The sequence below is a fragment of the Agrobacterium cavarae genome, assembly GCF_004310285.1.
GTDB lineage: Bacteria > Pseudomonadota > Alphaproteobacteria > Rhizobiales > Rhizobiaceae > Agrobacterium > Agrobacterium cavarae.
In genome coordinates this window covers 1-22,354 of sequence record NZ_SISF01000030.1, presented here as the reverse complement: position 1 = coordinate 22,354, position 22,354 = coordinate 1, and the positions used below count along the sequence as shown (strand labels likewise).

Genomic DNA, 22,354 nt, shown 5'->3' with positions numbered 1-22,354 from the left:
CTTTGGGGGCCACATGTCAATATGAGAGGCCGCTTTACTGAGCGCTTTGACCCTCCAATTGTCGATCTTCTTCTGCATTTTCTCCTTGATCCGGCTCTCTTTCGAGTTTCGCGAGAATTTCCAGGCTAGACGGCAAAGCCTCGCGCATGGCGCTTTTCCTTGACAAATCGGTTCAGCCATGCGCTTTTCCGCCAAATTTCGTAAGTCGGCCCCCGAGGCCATGACACGCTTCTTCAGGATACAATCATGCATCGCTACCGCAGCCACACCTGTGCCGCTCTTCGCAAGTCTCATGTCGGCGAGACCGTTCGTCTTTCCGGTTGGGTGCATCGCGTTCGAGACCATGGCGGCGTTCTCTTCATCGACCTTCGCGATCATTACGGCATTACCCAGGTGGTTGCCGATCCAGACAGCCCGGCTTTCAAGGCAGCTGAAACGGTGCGCGGCGAATGGGTGATCCGCATCGACGGCAAGGTCAAGGCGCGTTCGGAAGACACCGTCAACAAGGCGATGGCAACCGGTGAGATCGAGCTTTACGCCCAAGAGATCGAAGTGCTGGGCGTTGCGAAGGAATTGCCGCTGCCAGTCTTCGGCGAGCCGGACTATCCGGAAGACGTTCGCCTGAAGTATCGCTTCCTCGATCTCCGCCGCGAGACGCTGCACAAGAACATCGTAAAGCGCACGCAGATCATCTCCGCCATGCGCAACGGCATGGCCGAAGCTGGCTTCGCCGAATATACGACACCGATCCTGACGGCCTCTTCTCCGGAAGGCGCGCGCGACTTTCTCGTGCCGAGCCGTATCCACGAGGGCAAGTTCTTTGCCCTTCCGCAGGCCCCGCAGCAATACAAGCAGCTTCTGATGGTTGCCGGTTTCGACCGCTACTTCCAGATTGCGCCGTGCTTCCGCGATGAAGACCCGCGTGCTGACCGTCTGCCGGGCGAATTCTACCAGCTCGACGTGGAAATGAGCTTCGTGACGCAGGAAGATGTCTGGGCAACCATGGAGCCGATGATGACGTCGGTTCTGGAGCAGTTTGCCGAAGGCAAGCCGGTCACGAAAGAATGGCCGCGCATTCCTTACGACGAGGCGATCCGCAAATATGGTTCCGACAAGCCGGATCTGCGCAACCCGATCGTCATGCAGGCCGTGACCGAGCATTTCGCCGGTTCCGGCTTCAAGGTCTTTGCCAATATGATCGCGTCGAACCCGAAGGTCGAAGTCTGGGCCATTCCCGCCAAGACCGGCGGCAGCCGCGCGTTCTGCGACCGCATGAATGCCTGGGCGCAGGGCCAGGGCCAGCCAGGTCTCGGCTACATCTTCTGGAAGGAAGAAGACGGCAAGATCGCAGGCTCCGGTCCGCTTGCCAAGAACATCGGCGAGGAGCGCACCGAGGCGCTGCGCACGCAGCTTGGTCTCGAAGCTGGTGATGCCTGCTTCTTCGTGGCTGGCGATCCTGCCAAGTTCTACAAGTTTGCAGGAGAGGCCCGCACCCGTGCTGGCGAGGAACTGAATCTCGTCGATCGCGACCGCTTCGAGCTCTGCTGGATCGTCGATTTCCCCTTCTTCGAATACAACGAAGAAGACAAGAAGATCGACTTTGCCCACAACCCCTTCTCCATGCCGCAGGGCGGAATGGAAGCGCTTGAAGGCCAGGACCCGCTGTCGATCAAGGCCTACCAGTATGACGCCGTCTGCAACGGCTTCGAAATTGCGTCGGGCTCCATTCGTAACCAGTCGCCTGAACTGATGGTCAAGGCGTTCGAAAAGGTTGGTCTCAGCCAAGCAGACGTGGAAGAGCGCTTCGGCGGCCTCTACCGTGCATTCCAGTACGGCGCGCCTCCACATGGCGGTTGCGCTTTCGGTATCGACCGTGTGGTCATGCTGCTGGTCGGTGCAAAGAACCTGCGCGAAATCACCTTGTTCCCGATGAACCAGCAGGCACAGGACCTTCTGATGAACGCGCCGTCGCCGGCAACGCCGACACAGCTTCGCGAACTGGCTCTGCGCGTCGTTCCGTCCAAGAAGGACTGATCGATGCTCAGGCAGATCGCCGAGCGTCTCAGATCAGCTTCACCCGTGCATTTGCGGCAGCCATAGAGCGCCGTGCGTCCTGTTGGACGCACGGCGCTCTATCTCTTAAAATCTACGCATCGTGCTTTTCCGAAAATCGAGTATGATTTTCGGGCCGATGCTGTAGCTGCCGCTTTTGCGTTCTGGGCCTCTCGACATATGCTCGGCCATCAGCAGCCGGTTTTTGCTGCGATCAGCGCGCTGATATGCCTGGCACCGGGCATCCCAAGCCAGATCCGTCAGGGTTTAGGCCTGATCGTTGGCGTTACCGTCGGCATTCTGGTGGGCGAGCTTGCTCTGATGATTCCGGCAGACCTTGCGGCGGTCCGGATGGCGTCAGCCACCTTCGTCGCCATGATGATCGCCGCCGCCTTCGGCGTGGCCCCGGTGGTGCCGATACAGGCGGGCGCGTCGGCCATGCTGGTGCTGTTGATGGGGCCGCAGGTCGCGGGCCTTGCCCGTTTTCTCGACGTGCTGATTGGAGCCTCAACAGGCCTCATTGTCGCGCTCGTGTTCTTGCGTGAGCGGTTGAAGTTTTAGAGTATTTCTGGCGCTGCTGACTGCAAACCACAAAAAGCAGCGGAGGCGATCAGCCTTCACTGCTTCATTTCGCAACCTCAGACCTTATGGAGCGGCGCTCGGTTTAGACTGAGCGTGCAGGCGGCATGGGCTTCAGCGTGTTCATCAGAGCGCCGTAGGGCAGCAAGAGGACGAGTCCGACAAGAACCTTGACCGACAGGTCGCCGAGCGCCCAGGAGATCCAGCGTGGCGCTTCAGCTGAGAAGATGCCGAGGATCGGCGCGTTCTCGATGGCGAAGGCATCGTTGGGACCAATGAAGGCGAAGGTCGCTGCAAAGGCGATGGAGAAGAACAGAGCGGTATCCAGCACGGAGCCGAACATGGAGCCCGCCAGAGGCGCACGCCACCAGCTTTGGCGACGCAGGCGATTGAAGACGGAAATATCCAGCAGCTGGCCGATCAGATAGGCGGTACCGGATGCAATCGCGATCCGCGGCAGCGAGGTCCAGAAGGACAGCGTGACGCCGACGACAAAGCCTGCCAGCACGACACGGCGCGCAATGGAGGGACCGAACTGCCGGTTGGTCAGATCGGTCACCAGAAAGGCGATAGGATAGGTGAAAGCACCCCACGTCAGCAGATCGCCAAGATTGATGCCGAACAGCGTGCCGGACAGCGGATACTGAACGAGGATATTCGACGCGACGACGACGAGGGTCATCAGGATCACATAGATAAGCGTTTGGCGCAGGTAAGGCATTTTTTTATCCTGGGTGATGCCACCAGTTGGAGCGAACATATGCAAGCGGCAAGCGTCTCAGAGATCTTGCAGCATTGCGTGAGAAGTGGGCAAGCCGAATGCCGAGGCAAAAGCCAATCCCAAAATAGACAAAAGGCTTGAGCGGCAGAGCCATTCAAGCCTTTTGAAAAGGATAGACGTCTGAGCTGCGATTAAGCGGCTTCAGCGGTCTTCTTTGCGATCTGGCGACGCAGCAGACGGGCGCGCATCGAGAGATCGTTTTCGTCAGACTTCAGAAGGAAGGCATCGAGGCCGCCACGATGTTCAACGGAACGCAGAGCCGCTGCGGAAACGCGCAGACGGAAACGCTGGCCGAGAGAATCGGAAATCAGAGTAACCTGGCAAAGGTTCGGGAGGAACCGGCGCTTGGTTCTGTTATTGGCGTGGCTGACGTTATTGCCCGTCTGGACGCCCTTGCCGGTCAATTCGCATACACGGGACATGGGTACACCTATTCGTTGTCACTGTATGGCTATCAGTCTGCTCTCCGGCAAAATCCGGTTTGCAATCCAACAGCCGATGATTGGAAAGTTGCGGTTCTATAGTCAGACCTGCCCGTGCAGTCAAGCCGCTCGCGCCGTTTTGTGCGCGATTTCACCGGTTTTGCTGTGGCTTCCGCTTTTTTATTGCCACAAGTGCGCGTATATGATCGCCGGAAGTGCGCGGCTTTTGGTGCCGCCGAGGTTTATCTTCATGATCGTCAATGCACAAAGACTTTTTGCCGCCGCAGCGCTGGTGCTTTGCGGCCTCACGCCATCCTTCGCTGCCGAATCGCGCCATGACAGCGAATATTCCATCGCGCTTGGAGTGCTGCCGATCGCGCGCGCCAACTTCTCGACGAAGATGAATGGCTCGACCTATTCGATTTCCGGCTCATTCAGTTCCGCAGGTATCGCCAGCGTGCTGAAGGATATTTCCGGCAAGACCACCGTGTCGGGCGCAAAGCGCGGCAATCGCATGCAGGCCAATGAATATTCGCTGGTCTACAAGGACGGCAAGCGCACCCGCACCTATGATGTGCAGTACCGCAACGGCAATGTCACGTCCACGACCATCGATCCCGCGCCAAAATCCCGGCCGGACAATTGGGTGGATGTGAAGGATCGTGACCTGCGCTCCGTGCTTGATCCGATTTCCGGCCTGATCTTCCCGGTCGGCGGGCGCATCTGCCCGAGCCGCCTGCCGATCTATGACGGCGAGTCGCGTCTTGATCTGGTGTTGAGTTCCAGCGGAACGAAGCCGTTCAAGACCAATGGGTATTCAGGCGACGCCGTTGTCTGCAATATGCGTTATGTGCCGAAATCCGGCTTCCGCAAGGGCCGCAAGGATATCGAATATCTGAAGTCGATCTCCATGGAAGTGTGGTTTGCCAAGGCCAACAATATGGACCTCTACGCGCCGGTCTATGCCCGCATTCCTACGAAAGTCGGCCAGGTCTATATCACCGCCACGAAATATGGTGGCTGATGGGCCGAGGATTAGCCCGGCTCCCAGCCGGGTTCGGCCATGACGAAACTGTCGAACACGAAGCCGGGCGCTACAGTGCAGCCGACGAGCGTGAAATCGCCAAGGCTTTCTGCGGCCTGCCACCAGTTTGCCGGAACGATCGCCTGCGGTTGCTCACCGTCGAGCACCGCAGGCCCAAGTCGCACGGTCGTGACACTCTTGCCGTCTTCGGACAAATGGAGCGATAGCGGCGCGCCGGCATAGTAGTGCCAGATTTCCACCGCATCGATCACCTTGTGCCAGTGCGAGCGCTGGCCCTTTTCAAGCAGATAATAGATCGCCGTCGAATGGCCTCGCTCTTCTCCATCGGGATCGCGAAATGTCTGGCGATAAAAGCCACCTTCGGGATGCGGCTGGAGATTGAGTGCGGCGATAATGGCGGCAGCGGACGGTTCTGCTGCCATCAGAACTTATCCTTGCGGGCTCTGATCTCGGCAAAGACATCCTCGTCTGTCGCACCTTCCAGACCAAGATGGGTGCGAATGCTAGCGTCAGCCACACGCATATAGGGGTTGGTTTGTTTCTCGAGCGCAATGGTCGTTGGAATGGTGAAGTGGCCTTCGTTACGCAGCGCTTCGACTTCGCTCAGGCGGCGCGTCAATGCCTCATTCTCCGGGTCAACGGTGACCGCGAAGCGCGCATTCGAAAGCGTGTATTCATGGCCGAAATAGACCTGCGTCTCGACCGGCAGAGCCATCAGCTTCTGGAAGGAGTGCCACATGTCCGCGGCGGGGCGCTCGAACAGGCGACCGCAGCCCATGGCAAACAGCGTATCGGCGGCAAAGAGAAGGCCATCATCGGGAAGATAGTAGCAGATATGTCCTGCGGTATGACCGGGCGTTGAGATGATCTGCACGCGGCGTCCGGCAACCTCGAATTCGTCGCCGTCGGCTGCGGTCTTGTCGAGACCGGGAATGGCGATAGCCTCGTCATGCGGTCCACGAATTTCGCAGTGGAAACGTTCTTTCAAAGCAAGATTGGCGTCCACATGATCCTGATGGTGGTGAGTGGTGAAGATGTGGGTCAACTGCCAGCCGCGGCGGTTAAGCGCGTCGAGAACCGGCGCTTCCTCGGGGGCGTCGATGGAAATCGTCGTGCCGCTTTCGCTGTCATGCAACAGCACGCCGAAATTGTCGCTTCGGCACGGAAAGACCTCGATATCCAGCGGCTTCATGGTTCGCTCCCTTTATTCGTATCAAAACCAGTCTCCTCTATTTAGGTGACGCGTGCTTGAAGTCCAAGCTTGAAGTCCTTTCGCGAGCCGCTACATTCCAGCCATGAACACCGATATCGTCGATCTGCGCGAATTCTATCATTCCCCGCTTGGCCGTTCTGCCGAACAGGCGATCACCATGGCGCTTTCGACGCTCTGGCCTTCGCTGCCGGATGAGCGGCTGGTGGGGCTCGGCTATGCCGTGCCGTTTCTCGACCGGTTTCGCCACGATACCGAGCGCACCTTTGCCTTCATGCCCGCAGGGCAGGGCGCGGTGAACTGGCCGGCGGGTGAGCTTTCCTCCACCGCGCTGGTGTTCGATGAGGAGCTGCCGCTGCCTGATTCCTCGATCGACCGCGTGCTGATGATCCACTCGCTGGAATTCGTCGAAAATCCGCGTGAGGCGCTGAAGGAACTCTGGAGAGTGTTGGCGCCTGGCGGGCGGCTGGTCATCGTGGTGCCGAACCGGCGCGGTGTCTGGGCACGCGTGGAGCACACGCCATTTGGTTCAGGCCGACCCTATTCCCGCAGCCAGTTGACGGCACTTTTGCGCGAGACAAACTTCACCCCCGGCGCCTCTTCCGAAGCGCTGTTCTTCCCGCCGTCCAAGGTCCGCTCCGTGCTGAAGTTCCGTCGCTATCTGGAAACGATGGGGCGAAGGCTCTGGCCGGTCTTTTCCGGTGTGATCATTGTAGAAGCCCAAAAGCGTCTCTATCAGGGGCTACCCGTGACGCAGCGCGCGTCCCGCCGTGTCTTCGTGCCGGTGCTGGCGCCGCAGGGCGTGCCAAGCACTCGGGTGAAATTGACGCATGATCTCGATCAGCAAAAGACGCGCTGATACTCGACAAAGGGCTGCTTCCAGTCTAATGCCTTCGGCATTGTCAGGCCGGATTTCCCGGTGCTTTTCCGAAGGTCGATGAAATGAGTGCAGAGCTTAACCAACCTGTTCCACGTCCAGGCATCCTGGATATCGCCGCTTATGTTCCGGGCAAGGAGCATGTGGACGGTGTGGCGAAGGTCTATAAGCTCTCCTCCAATGAAACGCCGCTCGGCCCAAGCCCCAAAGCCATCGAAGCCTTCAAGGCGGCTGCGTCCAATCTGGAGATCTATCCGGACGGTCAGGCCGTGGCGCTGCGTCAGGCGATTGCCGATGTTCACGGCCTGAACCCGGCCAACATCATCTGCGGCAACGGTTCGGATGAGTTGCTCGGGCTGCTTTGCCATGTCTATCTTGGAGCGGGCGACGAGGCGATCATCACCGAACACGGCTTTCTCGTCTACAAGATCCAGATCATGGGCGCAGGCGCCACGCCGGTCACCGTCAAGGAAACGGATTGCACGGTCAATGTCGACGCGATCATCGACGCGGTCACGCCAAGGACGAAGATGGTGTTCATTGCCAATCCCGGCAATCCCACGGGCACCTACATTCCCGTGTCCGAAATTCGTCGCCTGCAGGCGACTTTGCCGAAAAATGTTATCCTGGTTCTCGATGCGGCCTATGCCGAATATGTCCGCAAGAACGATTACGAGGCGGGGCTTGAGCTCGTTTCCGGTAACGGCAACGTCGTCATGACCCGTACCTTCTCCAAGGTCTATGGTCTGGCGGCGCTGCGCGTTGGCTGGATGTATGCACCGGCTGCCATCATCGATGCGCTGAACCGCGTGCGTGGACCGTTCAACATGAATGCGCCGGCCATTGCTGCGGGTGCCGCCGCCATCCGCGATCAGGCCTTCATGCAGCAGGCCGTGGCACATAATCTGCACTGGCTCGACCGGCTGACCTCGGTCTTCACCGAGCTTGGCCTCAAGGTCACGCCGTCCGTCACCAACTTCGTTCTCATCCATTTCCCGGATCAGGACGGAAAGCGTGCAGCCGATGCCGACGAATTCCTGAGCCGTCGTGGCTATATCTTACGTGCCGTGCGGGGTTACGGCTTTGCCAATGCGCTACGCATGACGGTCGGCTCGGAAGAGGCCAATCTCGGCGTCGTCGCCGCCCTCAAAGAGTTTATGGGTCAGGCGTGATGGCAGACATTCTGTTTGAACGCATCGCGCTGATCGGTATCGGCCTGATCGGCTCGTCCATTGCCCGTGATATCAAGGAGCTTGGCCTTGCGCGCGAGGTGGTCGTCTCGACGCGCAGCGAAGAGACGCTGAAGCGCGCCGAGGAACTGGAGCTTGGGACATCCTACACCGCTTCGGTGGCCGATGCCGTGAGAGAGGCCGACCTCGTCATCGTCTCGGTTCCCGTCGGGGCATCGGAGGACGTGGCCAAGCAGATCGCGCCGCACTTGAAGGCGGGCGCGATCGTCACCGATGTCGGTTCCACCAAGGCATCCGTGATTGCTCAGATGGCGCCGCATATGCCGCAACATGTGCATTTCATTCCGGGCCACCCCTTGGCGGGGACGGAAAAATCCGGCCCGGATGCCGGGTTTGCAGGTCTCTTCCGCGACCGCTGGTGCATCTTCACGCCGTTGCCCGGCACGGATGCTGCCGCTCTCGATCGCCTGAAAGGTTTCTGGCTGGCGCTTGGTTCGCGTGTTGATGAGATGGACCCCGAGCACCACGACAAGGTGCTGGCGATCGTCTCGCATCTTCCGCATATCATCGCCTACAACATCGTCGGCACCGCGGACGATCTTTCGACGGTAACGGAATCGGAAGTCATCAAATACTCCGCCTCCGGCTTTCGCGATTTCACCCGACTGGCGGCGTCCGACCCGACCATGTGGCGCGACATCTGCCTGCACAACAAGGATGCGATCCTTGAGATGCTGGCACGGTTTTCAGAAGATCTGGCCTATCTGCAGCGGGCAATTCGCTGGGGCGAGGGCGACAAGCTGTTCGAGCTTTTCACCCGCACCCGTGCGGTCCGACGCTCCATCATTCAGGCGGGTCAGGATGTGGACGCGCCGGACTTTGGTCGTCATTCGCTGGACCAGAAGAAATAGGATCTGGATTTTAGGCGTCATCCTTGGGCCGAAATTGCGCTGAAGACTTTGGGTACCGCGTCTTCAGCGGTTGTTGGAGTAGATTTCATAAGGGCGGCTATCGCTGATCGACAATGGTAGCGAACACTGAAACACAGTCTCGAAGAGGGCGTCTGCGGAAACTGATTGCAGGGGCGGGCGGTCTTGTTGCCGCCGGCCTGTCGCTTGGTTATTCCATGTATGAGCGGCGCGAGAGCGAGCTTGTTCCGGTGGTGGAAGCTAGGGAGACTATCGATGCCGGGCGTTGGCAGGTGGCGCTGGAATCTGCCAGCATCATCGCGCTTATGCCGAACGGGCTGAAAGTCACACTTGGGAAAAGGGCAATTGCTCTCGAAATGCGCCTTGAGAACGCGTCTGCAGAAAGCTCCAACATCTATGGCGACCTTATCAAAGTCGACAACATCAAGGATGCGCCGCGACCGACATTCTTTCTCGACCGCGATCGTGATCTGCTGGGCGACTTGCAGCCGGTGATGCCGGAGACGATTACAGCCGTGTGGGAACTTCCCGCCGATGCTCCGGTGCCATCCTCACTCGACCTATCGGTTCAGGGTGAGGCTTTTCGTCCGCGGGATAACCTCTATGCGGCACCGGGTTGGTTCCCTAAAGGCCCCGTCGCGAAAGTCGTTCTACCCCTGTCCGTTGGCGCATCCGCCGGGGGAGCACCATGATCCGCGCGGTCGTCTACGCCGCTCTCGTCGCGCTTTCGGTGGTCGCCCTAATAGCGCTGAAGGAAACGGCGCCGTCCTACGCCATGCTGACAGGTCCGATCGTCACACGCGGACACGCGGGGGAGACTGTCTCCGGGCGCGCGTTCAGCGGCAAAGTTTCGCAGGTTCGCAAGGCCAAGGTGCTCTCCTATGAGAGCTTCGGACGAAAGGTGGAACGCAGCACCTCGGGTGTCTGGCTTGTCGTCACAGTGGACGCTGCTGCATCGACCGAGACCTTGCCCCTACAGGCCGCGACGATCGTCGGCGCATCCGGCCGCTCATACAGACAGTCTACGCGGGTGGACGGTGTGCCGGGCGCCCTGTCGACCAAGACCATACAACCCGGCTTGCCGACGTCGGGGATATTTGTTTTCGAGTTGCCGGAGGCGGAGACCTCACGAATGTCGCTACTCTTGGCCAGGCAATACTTCCCGCAACTTAGTGACCAGCTCGATTTCTCGATCGATGCAGACAAGATTGTCTCCCAAGCGGTATTGGAGATCGGCAGTGATGGGCGCTGATCGCGAACGCACATTGTGGTGGATTTCGTTTATCAGCCTGCCTGCCTTGGTGGTGTTGGCTTTCTCGCTGAACGCCTGGCGCAGCTTTCAGGAATATCAACGCCGTACTGAAATCGAGATCGTCGGCAATGCCGGCGATCGCATCTACGCCGGAGCGCTATGGCAGGTTGAGGCGGCCCGTCTGCTGGGCGATGGCAACGATACGCCGCTTCGGCTTCCTGGGGAACGACGGCTGGTCATCCTTCGGCTGAGCGCAACGGCGGTGAAAGACATCGGGGAAGATTGGTCCCAGTGCCAGATCAGTCTGGTCGATGGTGAAGGACACCGGTGGTTACCGCTGGATGTGACACTCTCTAACAATGTCAGTCGCGAACTCAATCCGAAGGCAACACCAATCAATGGCTGCGGCATCGCCTCGCTGACACCGCTTTCAAAAGGCGAAAACACCTTGATCGAGGAGAAATTCCTGGTGCCCGCGCCGGTTGCAGGTCGGTTGTCGGCGCGCATCAGTTTCGCCCCGTCCCGCCCCGCCGCACTTTCCATTCCGCTTCGTCTTGGTGCGCGATAGGGACACTCAGACGAAAGCAGGCCTAGACGTCCATTGTGCGTGCCCGCCATTCGCGGCCCCGCGCAAAGCCGATTTCAAGTGTGGCGGCAAGCAGGCAGATTTTCAACGGTGAGACCAGCAGTCCCTCTCCGGGATCGCTGGGCGTGCCGAAAAGCAAGGAGATCCCTTGTGCGATGACCTGCCAGAGTGCCGTTTCCTGCGGACCGATCCATCGTGAGATCCCGAACCATGCCCATGCCGAACCGAAATCAAGCAGGCGATAGACGAGAATGGCACAAAGGGTCAAAGCGAAACCGGAGCTGAGCGCCAGCCCAACGCCCTCCGCCAGGGTTCGGTAACGCTTCAACGTGCCCGCGATGAAGTGAGCGACGAAGTCCTGCAAGAACTTCGGGAGCGCCTGCCATCTGGAGATGGCGGCAGAAAGGCCGCGTGCCGGCAGAGGATGTTCGCCATTGATATCGTAGCCATAGATCAGTGCTGCGAGCGTCAGCCAGACAGCCGGATAGAGCGCATAGAGCAAGACGGATTGTAGACGTTGGCTGAAGGAGGCGTCGGCAAACTCAGTGGGCGCAGGGAGATCCTGCGCGATGGCGGTGGGCACTGGGTCTAGCGTCGTCAAGAGGTTGCCGATGACGTCCGGCAGGTGCGTGAACCAGTTGCGAATATCGTCCTGCCAAGCGGAAATGACAAAGATACCGATGAATGCCCAGTTCGCTTCGCAGATAACGATTACAATCGGCCATAAGGGCGACATCGATCGCTTGCTCATGAATTTGGCAAAGCGGCGAATGGCCCAGGCAATTGCGACGGAAACGACGAGCCAGGCACCCCCCGTGACCTCCAGCAGCTTGGCGGTTTCGCCTGAAAGCAAGAGGTCGAAGGAGAGCCGTGCATAGTCTCGCAGCGTGTCGGCGAGGAAACCCCAGGCGGCATAGAAGGCGAAGAAGGGAACGAGCGTAAGTGCCAGCGCGGTGACGAAGTTCGTCTTCGTCGCCGCGCGCGGCTCTGTCGCTCCCCGATCATTCTGAGCGGATGCGGCGTGGAGCATTGGAAGGCCGCGCCGGACGGTCTCGAACAGCGCGACGATGATGACCAACTTTAAGAGAACGACCAGCGATAACAGAGACAGGCCCGCCAGCGCATTCCATCGACCAACAAAAGCGGCGAGATCAGTCAGCGCGAGGCTTCCCGAGAAGCCGATCAACCACAGCGCCATGAGTTGCGGCCAGAATCGTGCGAAGAGCACGAGCGTGAGATGTAGAGCCGCCGCGCAGTCACGCAGCGGGTTGGTTTCAGACGGCTTCATCGACTCTAGAGATTGCTGCATCTGCCTATCAGCGTGTGGTTCAAAACGGGACACTTTGACCGGCGCCCATCAATCGGCATGACGGGAGCCGGTAGTGCTCAGCTGGTTTGTCAGATCGGCGGAATTTTGCCGAGTGGAATGAAGCCGCTGACGGTGGCGCGGCCGCGATCGACCACCAGATCGACGGATGTATGATCACCGCCACCTGCGAGCGCGCCAAGAAGCTTGCGGGCGGTGTCGATGGTGGACTGAAGCTGCGGGAATGCCTGTTTGGCATTGTCGGCCCAGTCACCCAGCTTTTCGATCTCCAACTTGAACTTGCCCGACAGATAGCCCTGATCATCAAAAGCAAACGGGCCGCTGATGCGCATGATGCGACCATCGCCAATGTCGAGCATCACCCGGCGCAATTCGCCGCTTGCGCCGTAAAGGCCGGTCGTATCGCTGCCGTCGATCATACCGGCCTTGCCGGCAAGGGTGACGTCGGCGATGGCGTTGAGGCGTGGCAGGATCTCCGGCCAGCCCTGAACGACTGTGGCGGCGTCGTTCAGCGTTACTGCGCCATCGAGATCGGCGCCGTTCTGGCGCAGATGAACCTCGGTTTTGGCGGAATCGAAGTCGATGGTCTGGTTGGTGACAGACGAGACGGCTTGCGCCTTCAATCCGTCGATGACCAGCGAGGTGCGATCGATGCCCTTTAGCTTGGTGACAAGGCTCGATTGCAGGTTCGCCCATTGCGCCGAGACCGTGAGGCCATGCGGTGTGCGGATTTCAGCTGGCGAATCCAGTTCCCAGACGATGTGGCCCGGTGCATAGACCTGGGCTGCCGAGCGTAGAGCGCCGAAGGATGTGGTCACGCCGGTTTTGGTATCTTCCACATTCACCTTGGAGCAGAAGAGGCCAATGCGGAAGGGATAACCGCGGAAGGCCATGTCGGTGCATTCACCCTTGATGCTGGACGTGCCGCCGGGCGCAATCGCCTTGATCACCGTTTCTTCCAGCCTGTTTGCGGCATAAAACCAGCCCGCCGTGTAGATGGCGATGACAAGCACGATGCCGAGCCCGAGAAAAAGGAATTTTCTGCCTGTACGGGATTGGCTTGACGTTGCCATGATGATCTCCAATGCTGCGCAGCGTATAATAGTGATTTGGCGTGCGATATGGACGATTTTTGGGTCTTTGGCTACGGTTCGCTGATGTGGAACCCCGGCTTCCCTTTTGAGGAGCGTCAACGGGCGCGCTTATTCGGCTACCGCCGGGCGCTTTGCATCCGCTCCAACCATTATCGTGGTACGGAGGAAAGGCCCGGGCTGGTGCTGGGTCTTGAGCGCGGCGGGTCCTGCCTTGGCGTTGCGTTTCGGGTCAAGGCATCGGGCCGCAAGCCTGTGCTCGATTATCTGCGGGAGCGCGAACTGGTGACGAACGTCTACAAGGAACGCCTGATCATGGTGAGCCTTGAGGACGGTCGACGGCTGAATGCGCTGACCTATGTGGCCGACCCTTGCCACCCGCAATATGTCGGTGGTCTGGAGGTGGATGATGCCGCCTCGATCATCCGGAATGCGGAGGGCAGTTCAGGCCCCAACTCGGATTATGTCTTCAACACGGTCGAGCATCTCAAGGCCATCGGCATTCGCGATGTCCTGCTGGAAAAGATTGCCGCTCATGTCGAGGACGATGCCGGGGCAAAGTAGCGCTCCATCGAAATCCATCCTGTCTGACAAACGAAAACGCCGCGGATGTTTCCATTCGCGGCGTTCGTGTTTCAATCGATCTTCGTCAGGAGGAGTGGGTTTGGGTGGCCTGCGGCGGTGGCTCCTGGTGTTCCTCGTGCTCCGTGACGGGCCGCTTGGTGCGCATCAGCGTCAGCACGAAGACGAAGAAGGCGGGCACGAAGAAGACCGCAAGGATGGTGGCCGAGATCATGCCGCCCAGAACACCGGTGCCGATGGCGTTCTGACTTGCCGCACTTGGTCCTGTCGCAATCGCCAGGGGTACCACGCCAAGCGTGAAGGCAAGCGAGGTCATGATGATCGGGCGGAAGCGGACGCGTGCGGCCTGAACCGCAGAATCCAGGAGCGACTTGCCTTCCGCGTAATAGTCCTTGGCGAATTCGACGATCAGGATCGCGTTCTTAGCCGAGAGACCGATGATCGCGATCAGACCCACCTTGAAGTAGATGTCGTTCGGCATATCCCGCACCATGACCGCCAGGACCGAGCCGATGATGCCGAGCGGAACGACCAGCATGACCGCAAGCGGAATAGACCAGCTTTCGTAGAGCCCTGCCAGAAGCAGGAACACGAAGAGAATGCTGAGGCCGAAGAGGAAGGGTGCCTGGGAGCCGGACTTGATTTCCTCCAGTGCCTGGCCCGTCCATTCGTAACCGACACCGGCCGGAAGCTCCGAAGCGATGCGTTCCATTTCGGTGATCGCCGCGCCCGTGGAGTTGCCCGGAGCTGGAGCGCCGGAGATACGGATCGTCGGATAGCCATTATAGCCGACGACCTGTGGCGAACCCTTCTGCCACTGAGCAATGGCAAAGGAGCTCAAAGGCACCATGCCGCCGCTCGAGTTGCGGACATTCAGCTTCAGCAGGTCTTCCACCTGAAGGCGGTCGCGGTCCTGCGCCTGCACGATGACGCGCTGCATGCGGCCGGCATTCGGAAAGTCGTTGATATAGGACGATCCGAGGTTGGCGGTGATGGTGTTGTTGATATCCGCAAAGGTCACGCCAAAGGTGTTGGCCTTTTCACGGTCGATCACCAGCAGCACCTGGGCCGCGTCCGGCAGACCTTCGATACGCATGCCCGTCAGTATCGGGCTTTGGCTGGCCTTCTGCATCAGCTCTGCGGCTGCGGCAGAGAGGGCAGCCTGGCCGATGCCGTTACGGTCCTGCAGACGGAAGGAGAAGCCGCCCGAGGTGCCGAAGCCTTCGATCGGTGGAGGCGAAAGGGCAAACGTCGTCGCATCCTTCAGACCGAAGAGCTTCATGTTGGCACGGTTGGCGATATCCTGCGCCGAGTTGCCGGAACCACGCTCGCTCCAATCCTTCAGCGTCACGAAGGCGAGAGCAGCATTGGCGCCGTTGCCGGAGAAGCTGAAGCCCTGGATCGCGACAATATCTTTCACGGCGGGGTCGGCCTCGAAGATCGTCTCGATCTGCTTGATGGACGCAAGTGTGCGGTTGGCGCTGGCCTCTGGTGGGCCCTGGATGTCCACGATCAGGAAGCCCTGGTCTTCATCCGGCACGAAGGCACTTGGCAGGTTGATGAAGAGATAGCCGAGACCCGCGACCAGTGCCAGATAGATCACCATCATCCGGCCTGCTCGCTTGGCCGTGCCGGTTGCCGTCTTCGTATAGCCGTTTGTCAGGCTGTCGAACTTGCGGTTGAACCAGCCGCCGATGCCACGCTTTTCGTGATGTCCCTTTGGAATGGGCTTGAGGAACGTCGCGCAGAGCGCAGGCGTCAGCGACAGCGCGAGGAAGGCCGAGAACAGGATCGACACCACCATGGTCAAGCTGAACTGGCGGTAGATGATGCCTGTCGATCCGGGGAAGAAGGCCATGGGAATGAAGACGCAGGAAAGAACCAGCGTAATGCCGAGGATGGCGCCGGTGATCTGGCGCATGGCCTTCTGCGTCGCGGCCTTGGGAGACAGACCTTCCTCGGCCATGATGCGTTCGACATTCTCGACCACGACGATGGCGTCATCGACGAGGATACCGATGGCAAGCACCATGGCAAACATCGTCAGCACGTTGATGGAGAAGCCTGTCGCATACATGATGGCGCAGGTGCCGAGCAGCGCCACCGGCACCACGAGTGTCGGGATGACCGTGTAGCGGAAGTTCTGCAGGAAGACGAACATCACCACGAAGACGAGGATGATGGCTTCCACCAGCGTGTGCATCACCTTCTCGATTGATGCGGAAACGAAGGGGCTGGTGTCATAGGGAACGCTGTAGGCGACGCCCGAAGGGAAGAAGCGCGACAGTTCCTCAAGCTTTGCCGTCACCGCTTTCGAGGTGGCGACCGCGTTGCCGGTGGAGGAAAGCTGGATACCGACGGCAGCACTTGGCTGGCCATTCAGGCGGCTCGAGAAGTTGTAGGTTTCTGCACCAAGTTCGATGCGGGCCACGTCCTTCAAGCGAACGGAACTGCCGTCCGGGTTGGCGCGCAGAACGATATTGCCGAACTCTTTCGTGTCGGTCAGCTGTCCCTTGACGAGAACGGTCGCTGTCAGATCCTGCGAGACCGGATTGGGGGCTGCACCGATCTGGCCTGCGGCCACCTGGGCGTTCTGGGCGGTGATTGCGCTGTTGATATCGGCGGCTGTCAGGTTGAGGCCGACAAGTTTGTCGGCATCGATCCAGACACGCATGGCGCGCTGGGCGGAGAACAGCTGGGCGCGGCCAACACCGTCGATACGGCGCAATTCGCCAAGAACGTTGCGGTTGAGATAGTCGCCAAGCGCCACCTCATCCATTGTCCCATCGGTGGAGGTAAGCGTAATGAACATCAGGAAGCCGGAGGAGGCTTCTTCGACGGTCACGCCCTGTGAGGCGACGGCAGAAGGAAGGCGCGCCTCCACGCGGCGGATGGCGTTCTGCACATCCACCGAGGCCTGGTTGATGTTGGTTCCAGCCTGGAAGGTGGCGTTGATCGAGACCTGACCTGCCGTATCCGAGGTGGATTCGAAATACATCAGGCCTTCGACGCCATTCAACTCGTCTTCGATGAGACGGGTCACGCCCTGATAGATTTCCTGCGGCGAGGCGCCGGGATAGCTGGTGGAAATCGTCAACTGCGGCGGCGCCACCTTCGGATACTGCGCGATCGGCAGGAAGGGGATGGCGATGATGCCGGCAATCGAGATGAACAGCGCGAAGACCCAGGCAAGGATCGGCCGTCTGATGAATAGCTGTGCCATGAGGTGACCTTACTGCTTCGGCGGTTGCGCTGCGGCATCGGCAGGCTGTTGCGGCTGCCAGGGTTCTGCTGCGATCTTGCCGCCGGGCTGAACTTTCTGTGCGCCGTCGACGATGATCTTCTCACCAGCCGACAGACCCTTATCGACAACCCATTCGGTATCGACAGCCTGTCCGAGTTCGATCGGGCGGGCTTCGGCGGTACCGTCATCCTTGGCGATATAGACCATCGGCTTGCCCTCGGCGTTGCGAAGAACGGCGCGTTGAGGAATGGTGATTGCGTCCTGGCGTACGGCCTGTTCGATGCGCACGCGCACATACATGCCGGGCAACAGGTTGCGCTTCGGATTGGGGAATTCCGCACGCAGCGTCACTTGGCCGGTGGTGGCATCGACGCTGGCGCTGGCAAAGAGCAGGCGGCCGGCATCGGTATAGACGGTGCCGTCATCGAAGACGAGACGGACACTCGCCTGATCCGGGGCGGGGCTTGCCAGCTTGCCGTCTTCCACCGCACGCTTCAACGCCAGCATGTCCTGCGCCGATTGGGTGAAATCCGCGTAGATTGGGTCGATCTGCTGGATCAGCGCGAGGTTCTGAGTGCCGTCCGCTGTCACAAGCGCGCCTTCGGTCACCAGTGCCGCACCGATGATGCCGGTAATGGGCGCGCGGACCTCCGTATAATCGAGGTTGATCTTGGCTTCATCGAGTGCCGCCTGCTGGAGCGCGACATCGGCATCCGCCTGTGCGAGGTTTACCGCGGCGGTGTCGTATTCGATCCCGGTCGCGACATTGCGTTCGCGCAGGTTCTTCTGGCGTTCCAGCTGCTGGCGGGCGTTGGCCTGCGTTGCCTGCGCGCGCTGCAGCGCGGCCTGCGCGCTCTCCACCCGCACCTTGAAGAGCTTCGGATCGATCCGGTAGAGAACGTCGTCCTTCTGCACCAAGGTGCCCTGCTGGAAGACACGTTCCAGAAGAATGCCGGAAACGCGGGCGCGCACTTCCGCTACGCGCGTTGCGGCGACGCGGCCTGGCAATTCGTTGACGACAGGAACGGCGCGTGCCTTCAACTCGAGAACGCCAACGGCGGGCGGGGGCATCTGCATGCCGCCTTCCTGCGCATGCAGCGACGGTCCCGACAGCACGATCATGCCACCAAGGAACAGGCTCGCAAGGCGGGGCAAAGCTTTTCTGCTCAGCATTTTTTCAATCCTTGTCTTCATCGCTATCGAGCGATCGTCATTTTTTATCGGGTAAGGAAGCGTAGATGTCTTTGATGCCATCCAGAATCTCGTGTCGCTCGCTGGTCTCCCAGCGGTGGAAATCGAAGAGCTCCATGCAACAAAGACCCGTGAGGGCAAGATAGGTGAGAAGGGCTGCTTTCGGGCGCGGCCCGGCTTTCATCGCCTCGAGGTCGGCCTTCGTCCATGCCCGCATGCGCTCATGAACATTTTCCTCGCTGGACATGGCGGCTGAAATGGCAAGGCAAACGGCGCGGTCGATATCGTCCGGCGCCTCTTCCGCAAGACTGATCCGGCCGAAAAGCTCGGGGTGAGGAGCCTCGCTGTGCGAGCCGACGGCGTCGCGAATACGGGCCTCCTCTGCGGACATGTGCCGATCGATCAGAGCTTCGAGAAGCGCACTTTTCGACTTGTGGTCATAGACCACGCGCGATTTGCTGACGCCGGCTTCCTGCGCTACCGCATCGATGGAAAGCCCCGCCGCGCCGTCGCGCATGACAACGCGCTCGGCGGCGTCGAGAATATCGTCGGTGCTGATCTTGCGGATTCTAGCCATGAAACGTCCTTTGTGGGAATTTAAGTACGAACGTTCGTTTTTAAAATCAAGCGGTTTTCTCGCGCCCGCGCAGATTTGGTCCTTATTATTTGAATGATGGCTAATAGGCGTTTCTTTATAAATGCTTATAAAATGCTGCCCCGCAATATGACCACAGCCTGTGCACCCGTCTTCCCGTCCTGCTCACGCAGATTTGACACGGCGAGCGGGCGCGCAAGGCTGTCGCTGGGCGCGCGTTATCTCGAGCGTCTAACTGCTACCTGGAACGTGTCGAGCGAAGCTGAGCGCTCGAGAAGGCTTATGACAACGTCTGAGCCGCGTTAATGGACGAGACGAAACGTCGTGTCCGCTCCTGCTGCGGATTGCGGAAAATCGCGTCCGAGCTACCTGTCTCAACCACCTTGCCGGCTTCCAGAAACACGACGAGGCCAGCGATCTTTGACGCAAGGCGCAGATCATGTGTCGCCATGACCATGGTCGTGCCTTCCCGCGCCAGTTGGCCCAGGACGTCGACCACTTCCGCCGACAGTTCAGGATCGAGCGCCGAGGTGGGTTCGTCGCAAAGCAGCACCTTGGGCGAGGGTGCAAGCGCGCGGGCGATGGCGACGCGCTGCTGCTGGCCGCCCGACAGGTTTGCAGGCCAGGCATCCGCCTTGTGCGCCATGCCGACCTTCGTCAAAAGCTCCATCGCTCTCGCACGGGCCTTTTCCATCGGCCATTTTTGCACGACGAGCAGGCCTTCCATGACATTCTCGATCGCGGTTTTGTGCGGGAACAGCTGGAAGTTCTGGAACACCATACCCGTCTGGCGGCGAATTTTTTGAATCTCCTGCCACGCGACCCTTCGACCGTTATGGAAGGAGACGCTATCGGTGCCGATCCGTACGGTGCCTTCGCTTGGCAGTTCAAGAAGGTTGATGCAGCGCAGAAGCGTGCTCTTGCCGCCGCCTGAAGGCCCGACGAGAGCCGTGACGCTGCCTTCTGGAAAGTCGAGCGTGATGTCTTTAAGGATCACCGCATCGCCGAAGCGCTTTTCGATGGCGTTGAGTTCGATCATCGGTTGCTCTCCATCATGCCGCCATATCGGGCAAAGCGGGTTTCAAGTCGCGCCTGAAGGGCCGATAGAACGGAACTCAGGGCCAGGTAGATGAGAGCGGCTTCGATATAGAGGATCAAGGGTTCGTATGTCGTGGCAACGATGCGTTGGGCCGATTGAAAGAGTTCCGGCACGGTGATAGCCGCCGCCAGAGAGGTATCTTTCACCAGCGAGATGAAGGTGTTCGACAGAGGCGGCACGGCAACGCGCCCTGCCTGCGGCAGGATCGTGCGCTGCATGGCCTGACGCCAGTTCATTCCCGTCGAGAAAGCAGCTTCCCACTGTCCCTTGGGCACGGACGAAATGGCGGCGCGAATGATCTCGGATGTATAGGCGCCGACATTCAGCGTGAAGCCGATGAGCGCTGCGGGAAAAGCATCGAGAAGAATGCCGATGCTCGGCAGTCCGTAGAAGATGACGAAGAGTTGGACGAGAAGAGGCGTTCCCCGGATCACCCAAACGTAAAAGCGTGCGAGGAGAACAACAGGCGCCGGACCGAACAGCCGTGCGACCGCTGTCGCCAGCCCGAGTGCCAGGCCAAGGACGAAGGAGAGCAGGGTCAGCGGTATTGTGAACTTCACCCCGGCCCACAGAAGCGTGGGGAGCGAATCCATCATCAATTGCAGCCAATGCGGCACGAAGAAACCCTCAAAACAAAAAGGAAGCCCGGCTGTTGCCGGACTTCGTCTGCGAATGATCTATAAGAGAGGATATAGCAGATGCGGCGCATTCGCTATTTAGAAAGAACTTACTTGGAAACGTCCTGACCGAAATAGGTGTCGGAAATCTTCTTGTAAGTACCGTCGGCCTTGATCTCTTCCAGCGCCTTGTTGATGGCGGCAACCAGTGCATCATCGCCCTTGCGAACGATGATGCCGGAATAGTCCGCATCCGGCTTTTCGGCGACGATCTTCACCGGTGCCTGCGGCTGCTTCTTCTTGAAGTCCAGGAAGGACAGGCTGTCATTGACGGTCGCATCGGCGCGGCCGGTCAGGACGAGTTGGATCGACTGGTCGAAACCGTCGGTGCCGACGAGTTCTGCGCCCGCTTCGGTCGCAAGCTTGCCGAAGTTGCTGGTGAGCGATTGCGCCGACTTCTTGCCCTTCAGGTCTTCAAAGCCCTTGATGTCGGTGTTCTTGTCGCTGACGATCAGCACTGCTTTCGAAGCAATGTAAGGCTCGGAGAAAGCGTATTTCTGCTTGCGGGCTTCTGTGATGCCAACCTGGTTGATAACGGCATCATAGCGCTTGGAATCAAGACCAGCGATCAGGCCATCCCATTTGCCTTCGATGAATTCCGGCTTCACGCCAAGCTTCTCGGCAACAGCCTGGCCGATTTCGACATCGAAGCCGACAAGCTTGCCGCTGGCATCATGAAAGGTGAAAGGGGCGTACGTACCCTCGGTGCCGATCTTGATGACACCGGCGGACTTGATCTGATCGAGGTTTTCTCCCGCGGCAGAAGGAGAGATCAGCACGGCGTGGAGCGCAATCGTGGTTGCGGCCGTCGTTACGATTGTCTTGAGCAAGCCCATTGGTATTTCCTTTTCCCTATGTCCGGATAACATCGCTCCGGTTGATGTGTCATCCCACAAAGCGTGACGCCTTAAACGGCAGAAACGTTCAAAAAGATGCGGTGATGGAGAATATTTTTGCTGCTTCTTTCCTCTGTTGCTGGTCTCCCTCGGAAATGCCGCCTGAGCAGGCTGGAAGATGATGTCGATAATCATTTCCTATCGATGCAATCGGTAAATCCAACTTAAAACTATCACATCTATTGGCTAAGACATGAACCGCGAGGAGCGCCGCGCTGCTTCCGTCTTCGAAGATGGGATCATAGCGCGACGAGCGAGCGGCTCATATTATTTCCGCAACCGCGCTTCATTAAATTTGATGACTTGATTGAGCAAAGCAGGAGAACATCATGGACAATCCCAACGCAGCCGCGGGCAAGTGTCCCGTCGCCCATTCTTCCCCACGTGGAAGAGGCAATCGTGACTGGTGGCCCGATCAGCTGGATATCCAGAAGCTTCACCAGCATTCCAGCCTGTCCGACCCGATGGGTAAGGACTTCGATTATGCCGAAGCGTTCAAGTCGCTAGACCTCGATGCCGTCAAGAACGATCTGCATGCGCTGATGACGGACTCCCAGGACTGGTGGCCAGCCGACTTCGGCCATTACGGCGGTCTCTTCGTTCGTATGGCCTGGCACAGCGCCGGTACCTATCGCATCACAGATGGCCGCGGCGGTGCCGGCATGGGCCAGCAGCGTTTTGCGCCCCTCAACAGCTGGCCGGACAATGCCAACCTCGACAAGGCGCGTC

At 59.3% G+C, this 22,354-nt stretch carries 22 protein-coding genes and 1 pseudogene; 11 read left to right on the top strand and 12 right to left on the bottom strand.

The window, feature by feature from the left end; translation table 11 throughout:
* The first annotated feature begins 246 nt into the window (after positions 1-246).
* Entirely contained in the window at positions 247-2,034 is a 1,788-nt protein-coding gene (aspS, locus tag EYC79_RS11695; RefSeq protein WP_062445346.1) for an aspartate--tRNA ligase, read from the top strand.
* A 135-nt stretch (positions 2,035-2,169) separates the two neighbouring features.
* A complete protein-coding gene (locus tag EYC79_RS11690; protein ID WP_280956475.1) occupies positions 2,170-2,613 on the top strand; it encodes an FUSC family protein in 444 nt (147 codons plus the stop codon).
* A 103-nt stretch (positions 2,614-2,716) separates the two neighbouring features.
* On the opposite strand, the gene EYC79_RS11685 is transcribed toward EYC79_RS11690, so the two are convergent.
* The gene (locus tag EYC79_RS11685; protein WP_113326569.1) at positions 2,717-3,352 is read right to left on the bottom strand and encodes a queuosine precursor transporter; all 636 of its coding nucleotides are present in this window, start codon (positions 3,350-3,352) and stop codon (positions 2,717-2,719) included.
* Between the two features lie 191 nt (positions 3,353-3,543).
* Positions 3,544-3,834, bottom strand: coding sequence for a 50S ribosomal protein L28 (gene rpmB / locus EYC79_RS11680; RefSeq protein WP_062427600.1), 291 nt, complete (start codon positions 3,832-3,834; stop codon positions 3,544-3,546).
* Positions 3,835-4,084: 250 nt separating this feature from the next.
* Between rpmB and EYC79_RS11675 the strand changes: the two genes are divergently transcribed.
* Entirely contained in the window at positions 4,085-4,858 is a 774-nt protein-coding gene (locus tag EYC79_RS11675; RefSeq protein ID WP_062427749.1) for a DUF3108 domain-containing protein, read from the top strand.
* An 11-nt stretch (positions 4,859-4,869) separates the two neighbouring features.
* Here EYC79_RS11675 and EYC79_RS11670 read toward each other — a convergent pair whose 3' ends face one another.
* Positions 4,870-5,301, bottom strand: a complete 432-nt coding sequence (locus EYC79_RS11670; protein ID WP_130978109.1) for a cupin domain-containing protein — start codon at positions 5,299-5,301, stop codon at positions 4,870-4,872.
* The gene (gloB, locus tag EYC79_RS11665; RefSeq protein WP_130978108.1) at positions 5,301-6,071 is read right to left on the bottom strand and encodes a hydroxyacylglutathione hydrolase; all 771 of its coding nucleotides are present in this window, start codon (positions 6,069-6,071) and stop codon (positions 5,301-5,303) included. Before gloB ends, EYC79_RS11670 begins: the two co-directional genes overlap by 1 nt.
* A 103-nt stretch (positions 6,072-6,174) precedes the next feature.
* Between gloB and EYC79_RS11660 the strand changes: the two genes are divergently transcribed.
* The 6 genes from EYC79_RS11660 (at position 6,175) to EYC79_RS11635 (ending at position 10,905) form a co-directional block, all read left to right on the top strand.
* A complete protein-coding gene (locus EYC79_RS11660) occupies positions 6,175-6,948 on the top strand; it encodes a class I SAM-dependent methyltransferase (protein WP_130978107.1) in 774 nt (257 codons plus the stop codon).
* Between the two features lie 83 nt (positions 6,949-7,031).
* Entirely contained in the window at positions 7,032-8,138 is a 1,107-nt protein-coding gene (gene hisC / locus EYC79_RS11655; RefSeq protein ID WP_130978106.1) for a histidinol-phosphate transaminase, read from the top strand.
* Positions 8,138-9,067, top strand: coding sequence for a prephenate/arogenate dehydrogenase family protein (locus EYC79_RS11650; RefSeq protein WP_130978105.1), 930 nt, complete (start codon positions 8,138-8,140; stop codon positions 9,065-9,067). Before hisC ends, EYC79_RS11650 begins: the two co-directional genes overlap by 1 nt.
* Positions 9,068-9,180: 113 nt before the next feature.
* Positions 9,181-9,777, top strand: a complete 597-nt coding sequence (locus EYC79_RS11645) for a hypothetical protein (protein WP_130978104.1) — start codon at positions 9,181-9,183, stop codon at positions 9,775-9,777.
* The gene (locus tag EYC79_RS11640) at positions 9,774-10,337 is read left to right on the top strand and encodes a hypothetical protein (protein WP_113326173.1); all 564 of its coding nucleotides are present in this window, start codon (positions 9,774-9,776) and stop codon (positions 10,335-10,337) included. The genes EYC79_RS11645 and EYC79_RS11640 overlap by 4 nt, the downstream gene beginning before the upstream one ends.
* Entirely contained in the window at positions 10,327-10,905 is a 579-nt protein-coding gene (locus EYC79_RS11635; RefSeq protein WP_113326174.1) for a hypothetical protein, read from the top strand. Before EYC79_RS11640 ends, EYC79_RS11635 begins: the two co-directional genes overlap by 11 nt.
* Before the next feature lie 22 nt (positions 10,906-10,927).
* Here the strand turns inward: EYC79_RS11635 and EYC79_RS11630 are convergent, their stop codons facing one another.
* Together EYC79_RS11630 and EYC79_RS11625 are read right to left on the bottom strand one after the other, a co-directional pair.
* The gene (locus tag EYC79_RS11630; protein ID WP_130978103.1) at positions 10,928-12,232 is read right to left on the bottom strand and encodes a hypothetical protein; all 1,305 of its coding nucleotides are present in this window, start codon (positions 12,230-12,232) and stop codon (positions 10,928-10,930) included.
* Between the two features lie 89 nt (positions 12,233-12,321).
* Positions 12,322-13,323, bottom strand: coding sequence for a DUF2125 domain-containing protein (locus EYC79_RS11625; protein WP_130978102.1), 1,002 nt, complete (start codon positions 13,321-13,323; stop codon positions 12,322-12,324).
* Positions 13,324-13,371: 48 nt separating this feature from the next.
* Between EYC79_RS11625 and EYC79_RS11620 the strand changes: the two genes are divergently transcribed.
* Complete coding sequence (locus tag EYC79_RS11620; RefSeq protein WP_112360686.1) at positions 13,372-13,905, top strand: gamma-glutamylcyclotransferase; 534 nt, start codon at positions 13,372-13,374, stop codon at positions 13,903-13,905.
* An 85-nt stretch (positions 13,906-13,990) separates the two neighbouring features.
* On the opposite strand, the gene EYC79_RS11615 is transcribed toward EYC79_RS11620, so the two are convergent.
* The 6 genes from EYC79_RS11615 to EYC79_RS11590 form a co-directional block, all read right to left on the bottom strand.
* The gene (locus tag EYC79_RS11615) at positions 13,991-17,146 is read right to left on the bottom strand and encodes an efflux RND transporter permease subunit (protein WP_130978101.1); all 3,156 of its coding nucleotides are present in this window, start codon (positions 17,144-17,146) and stop codon (positions 13,991-13,993) included.
* Positions 17,147-17,155: 9 nt separating this feature from the next.
* Complete coding sequence (locus EYC79_RS11610) at positions 17,156-18,289, bottom strand: efflux RND transporter periplasmic adaptor subunit (RefSeq protein ID WP_472240649.1); 1,134 nt, start codon at positions 18,287-18,289, stop codon at positions 17,156-17,158.
* A gap of 88 nt (positions 18,290-18,377) precedes the next feature.
* Positions 18,378-18,935 (bottom strand): TetR/AcrR family transcriptional regulator, encoded by a 558-nt coding sequence (locus tag EYC79_RS11605; RefSeq protein ID WP_130978099.1) that lies wholly within the window; start codon positions 18,933-18,935, stop codon positions 18,378-18,380.
* A 298-nt stretch (positions 18,936-19,233) separates the two neighbouring features.
* Positions 19,234-19,992 carry an amino acid ABC transporter ATP-binding protein gene (locus tag EYC79_RS11600; RefSeq protein WP_130978098.1) on the bottom strand — a complete coding sequence of 253 codons (759 nt, stop codon included), beginning with the start codon at positions 19,990-19,992 and terminating at the stop codon, positions 19,234-19,236.
* Positions 19,989-20,669: an amino acid ABC transporter permease gene (locus EYC79_RS11595; RefSeq protein WP_130978097.1), complete on the bottom strand. Its 681-nt coding sequence runs from the start codon at positions 20,667-20,669 to the stop codon at positions 19,989-19,991. Before EYC79_RS11595 ends, EYC79_RS11600 begins: the two co-directional genes overlap by 4 nt.
* A 110-nt stretch (positions 20,670-20,779) precedes the next feature.
* The gene (locus EYC79_RS11590) at positions 20,780-21,565 is read right to left on the bottom strand and encodes an amino acid ABC transporter substrate-binding protein (RefSeq protein WP_062427612.1); all 786 of its coding nucleotides are present in this window, start codon (positions 21,563-21,565) and stop codon (positions 20,780-20,782) included.
* A 389-nt stretch (positions 21,566-21,954) separates the two neighbouring features.
* On the opposite strand from EYC79_RS11590, the pseudogene EYC79_RS11585 reads away from it, so the two are divergent.
* Positions 21,955-22,354, top strand: a pseudogene (locus EYC79_RS11585) (catalase/peroxidase HPI); the annotation flags it as partial.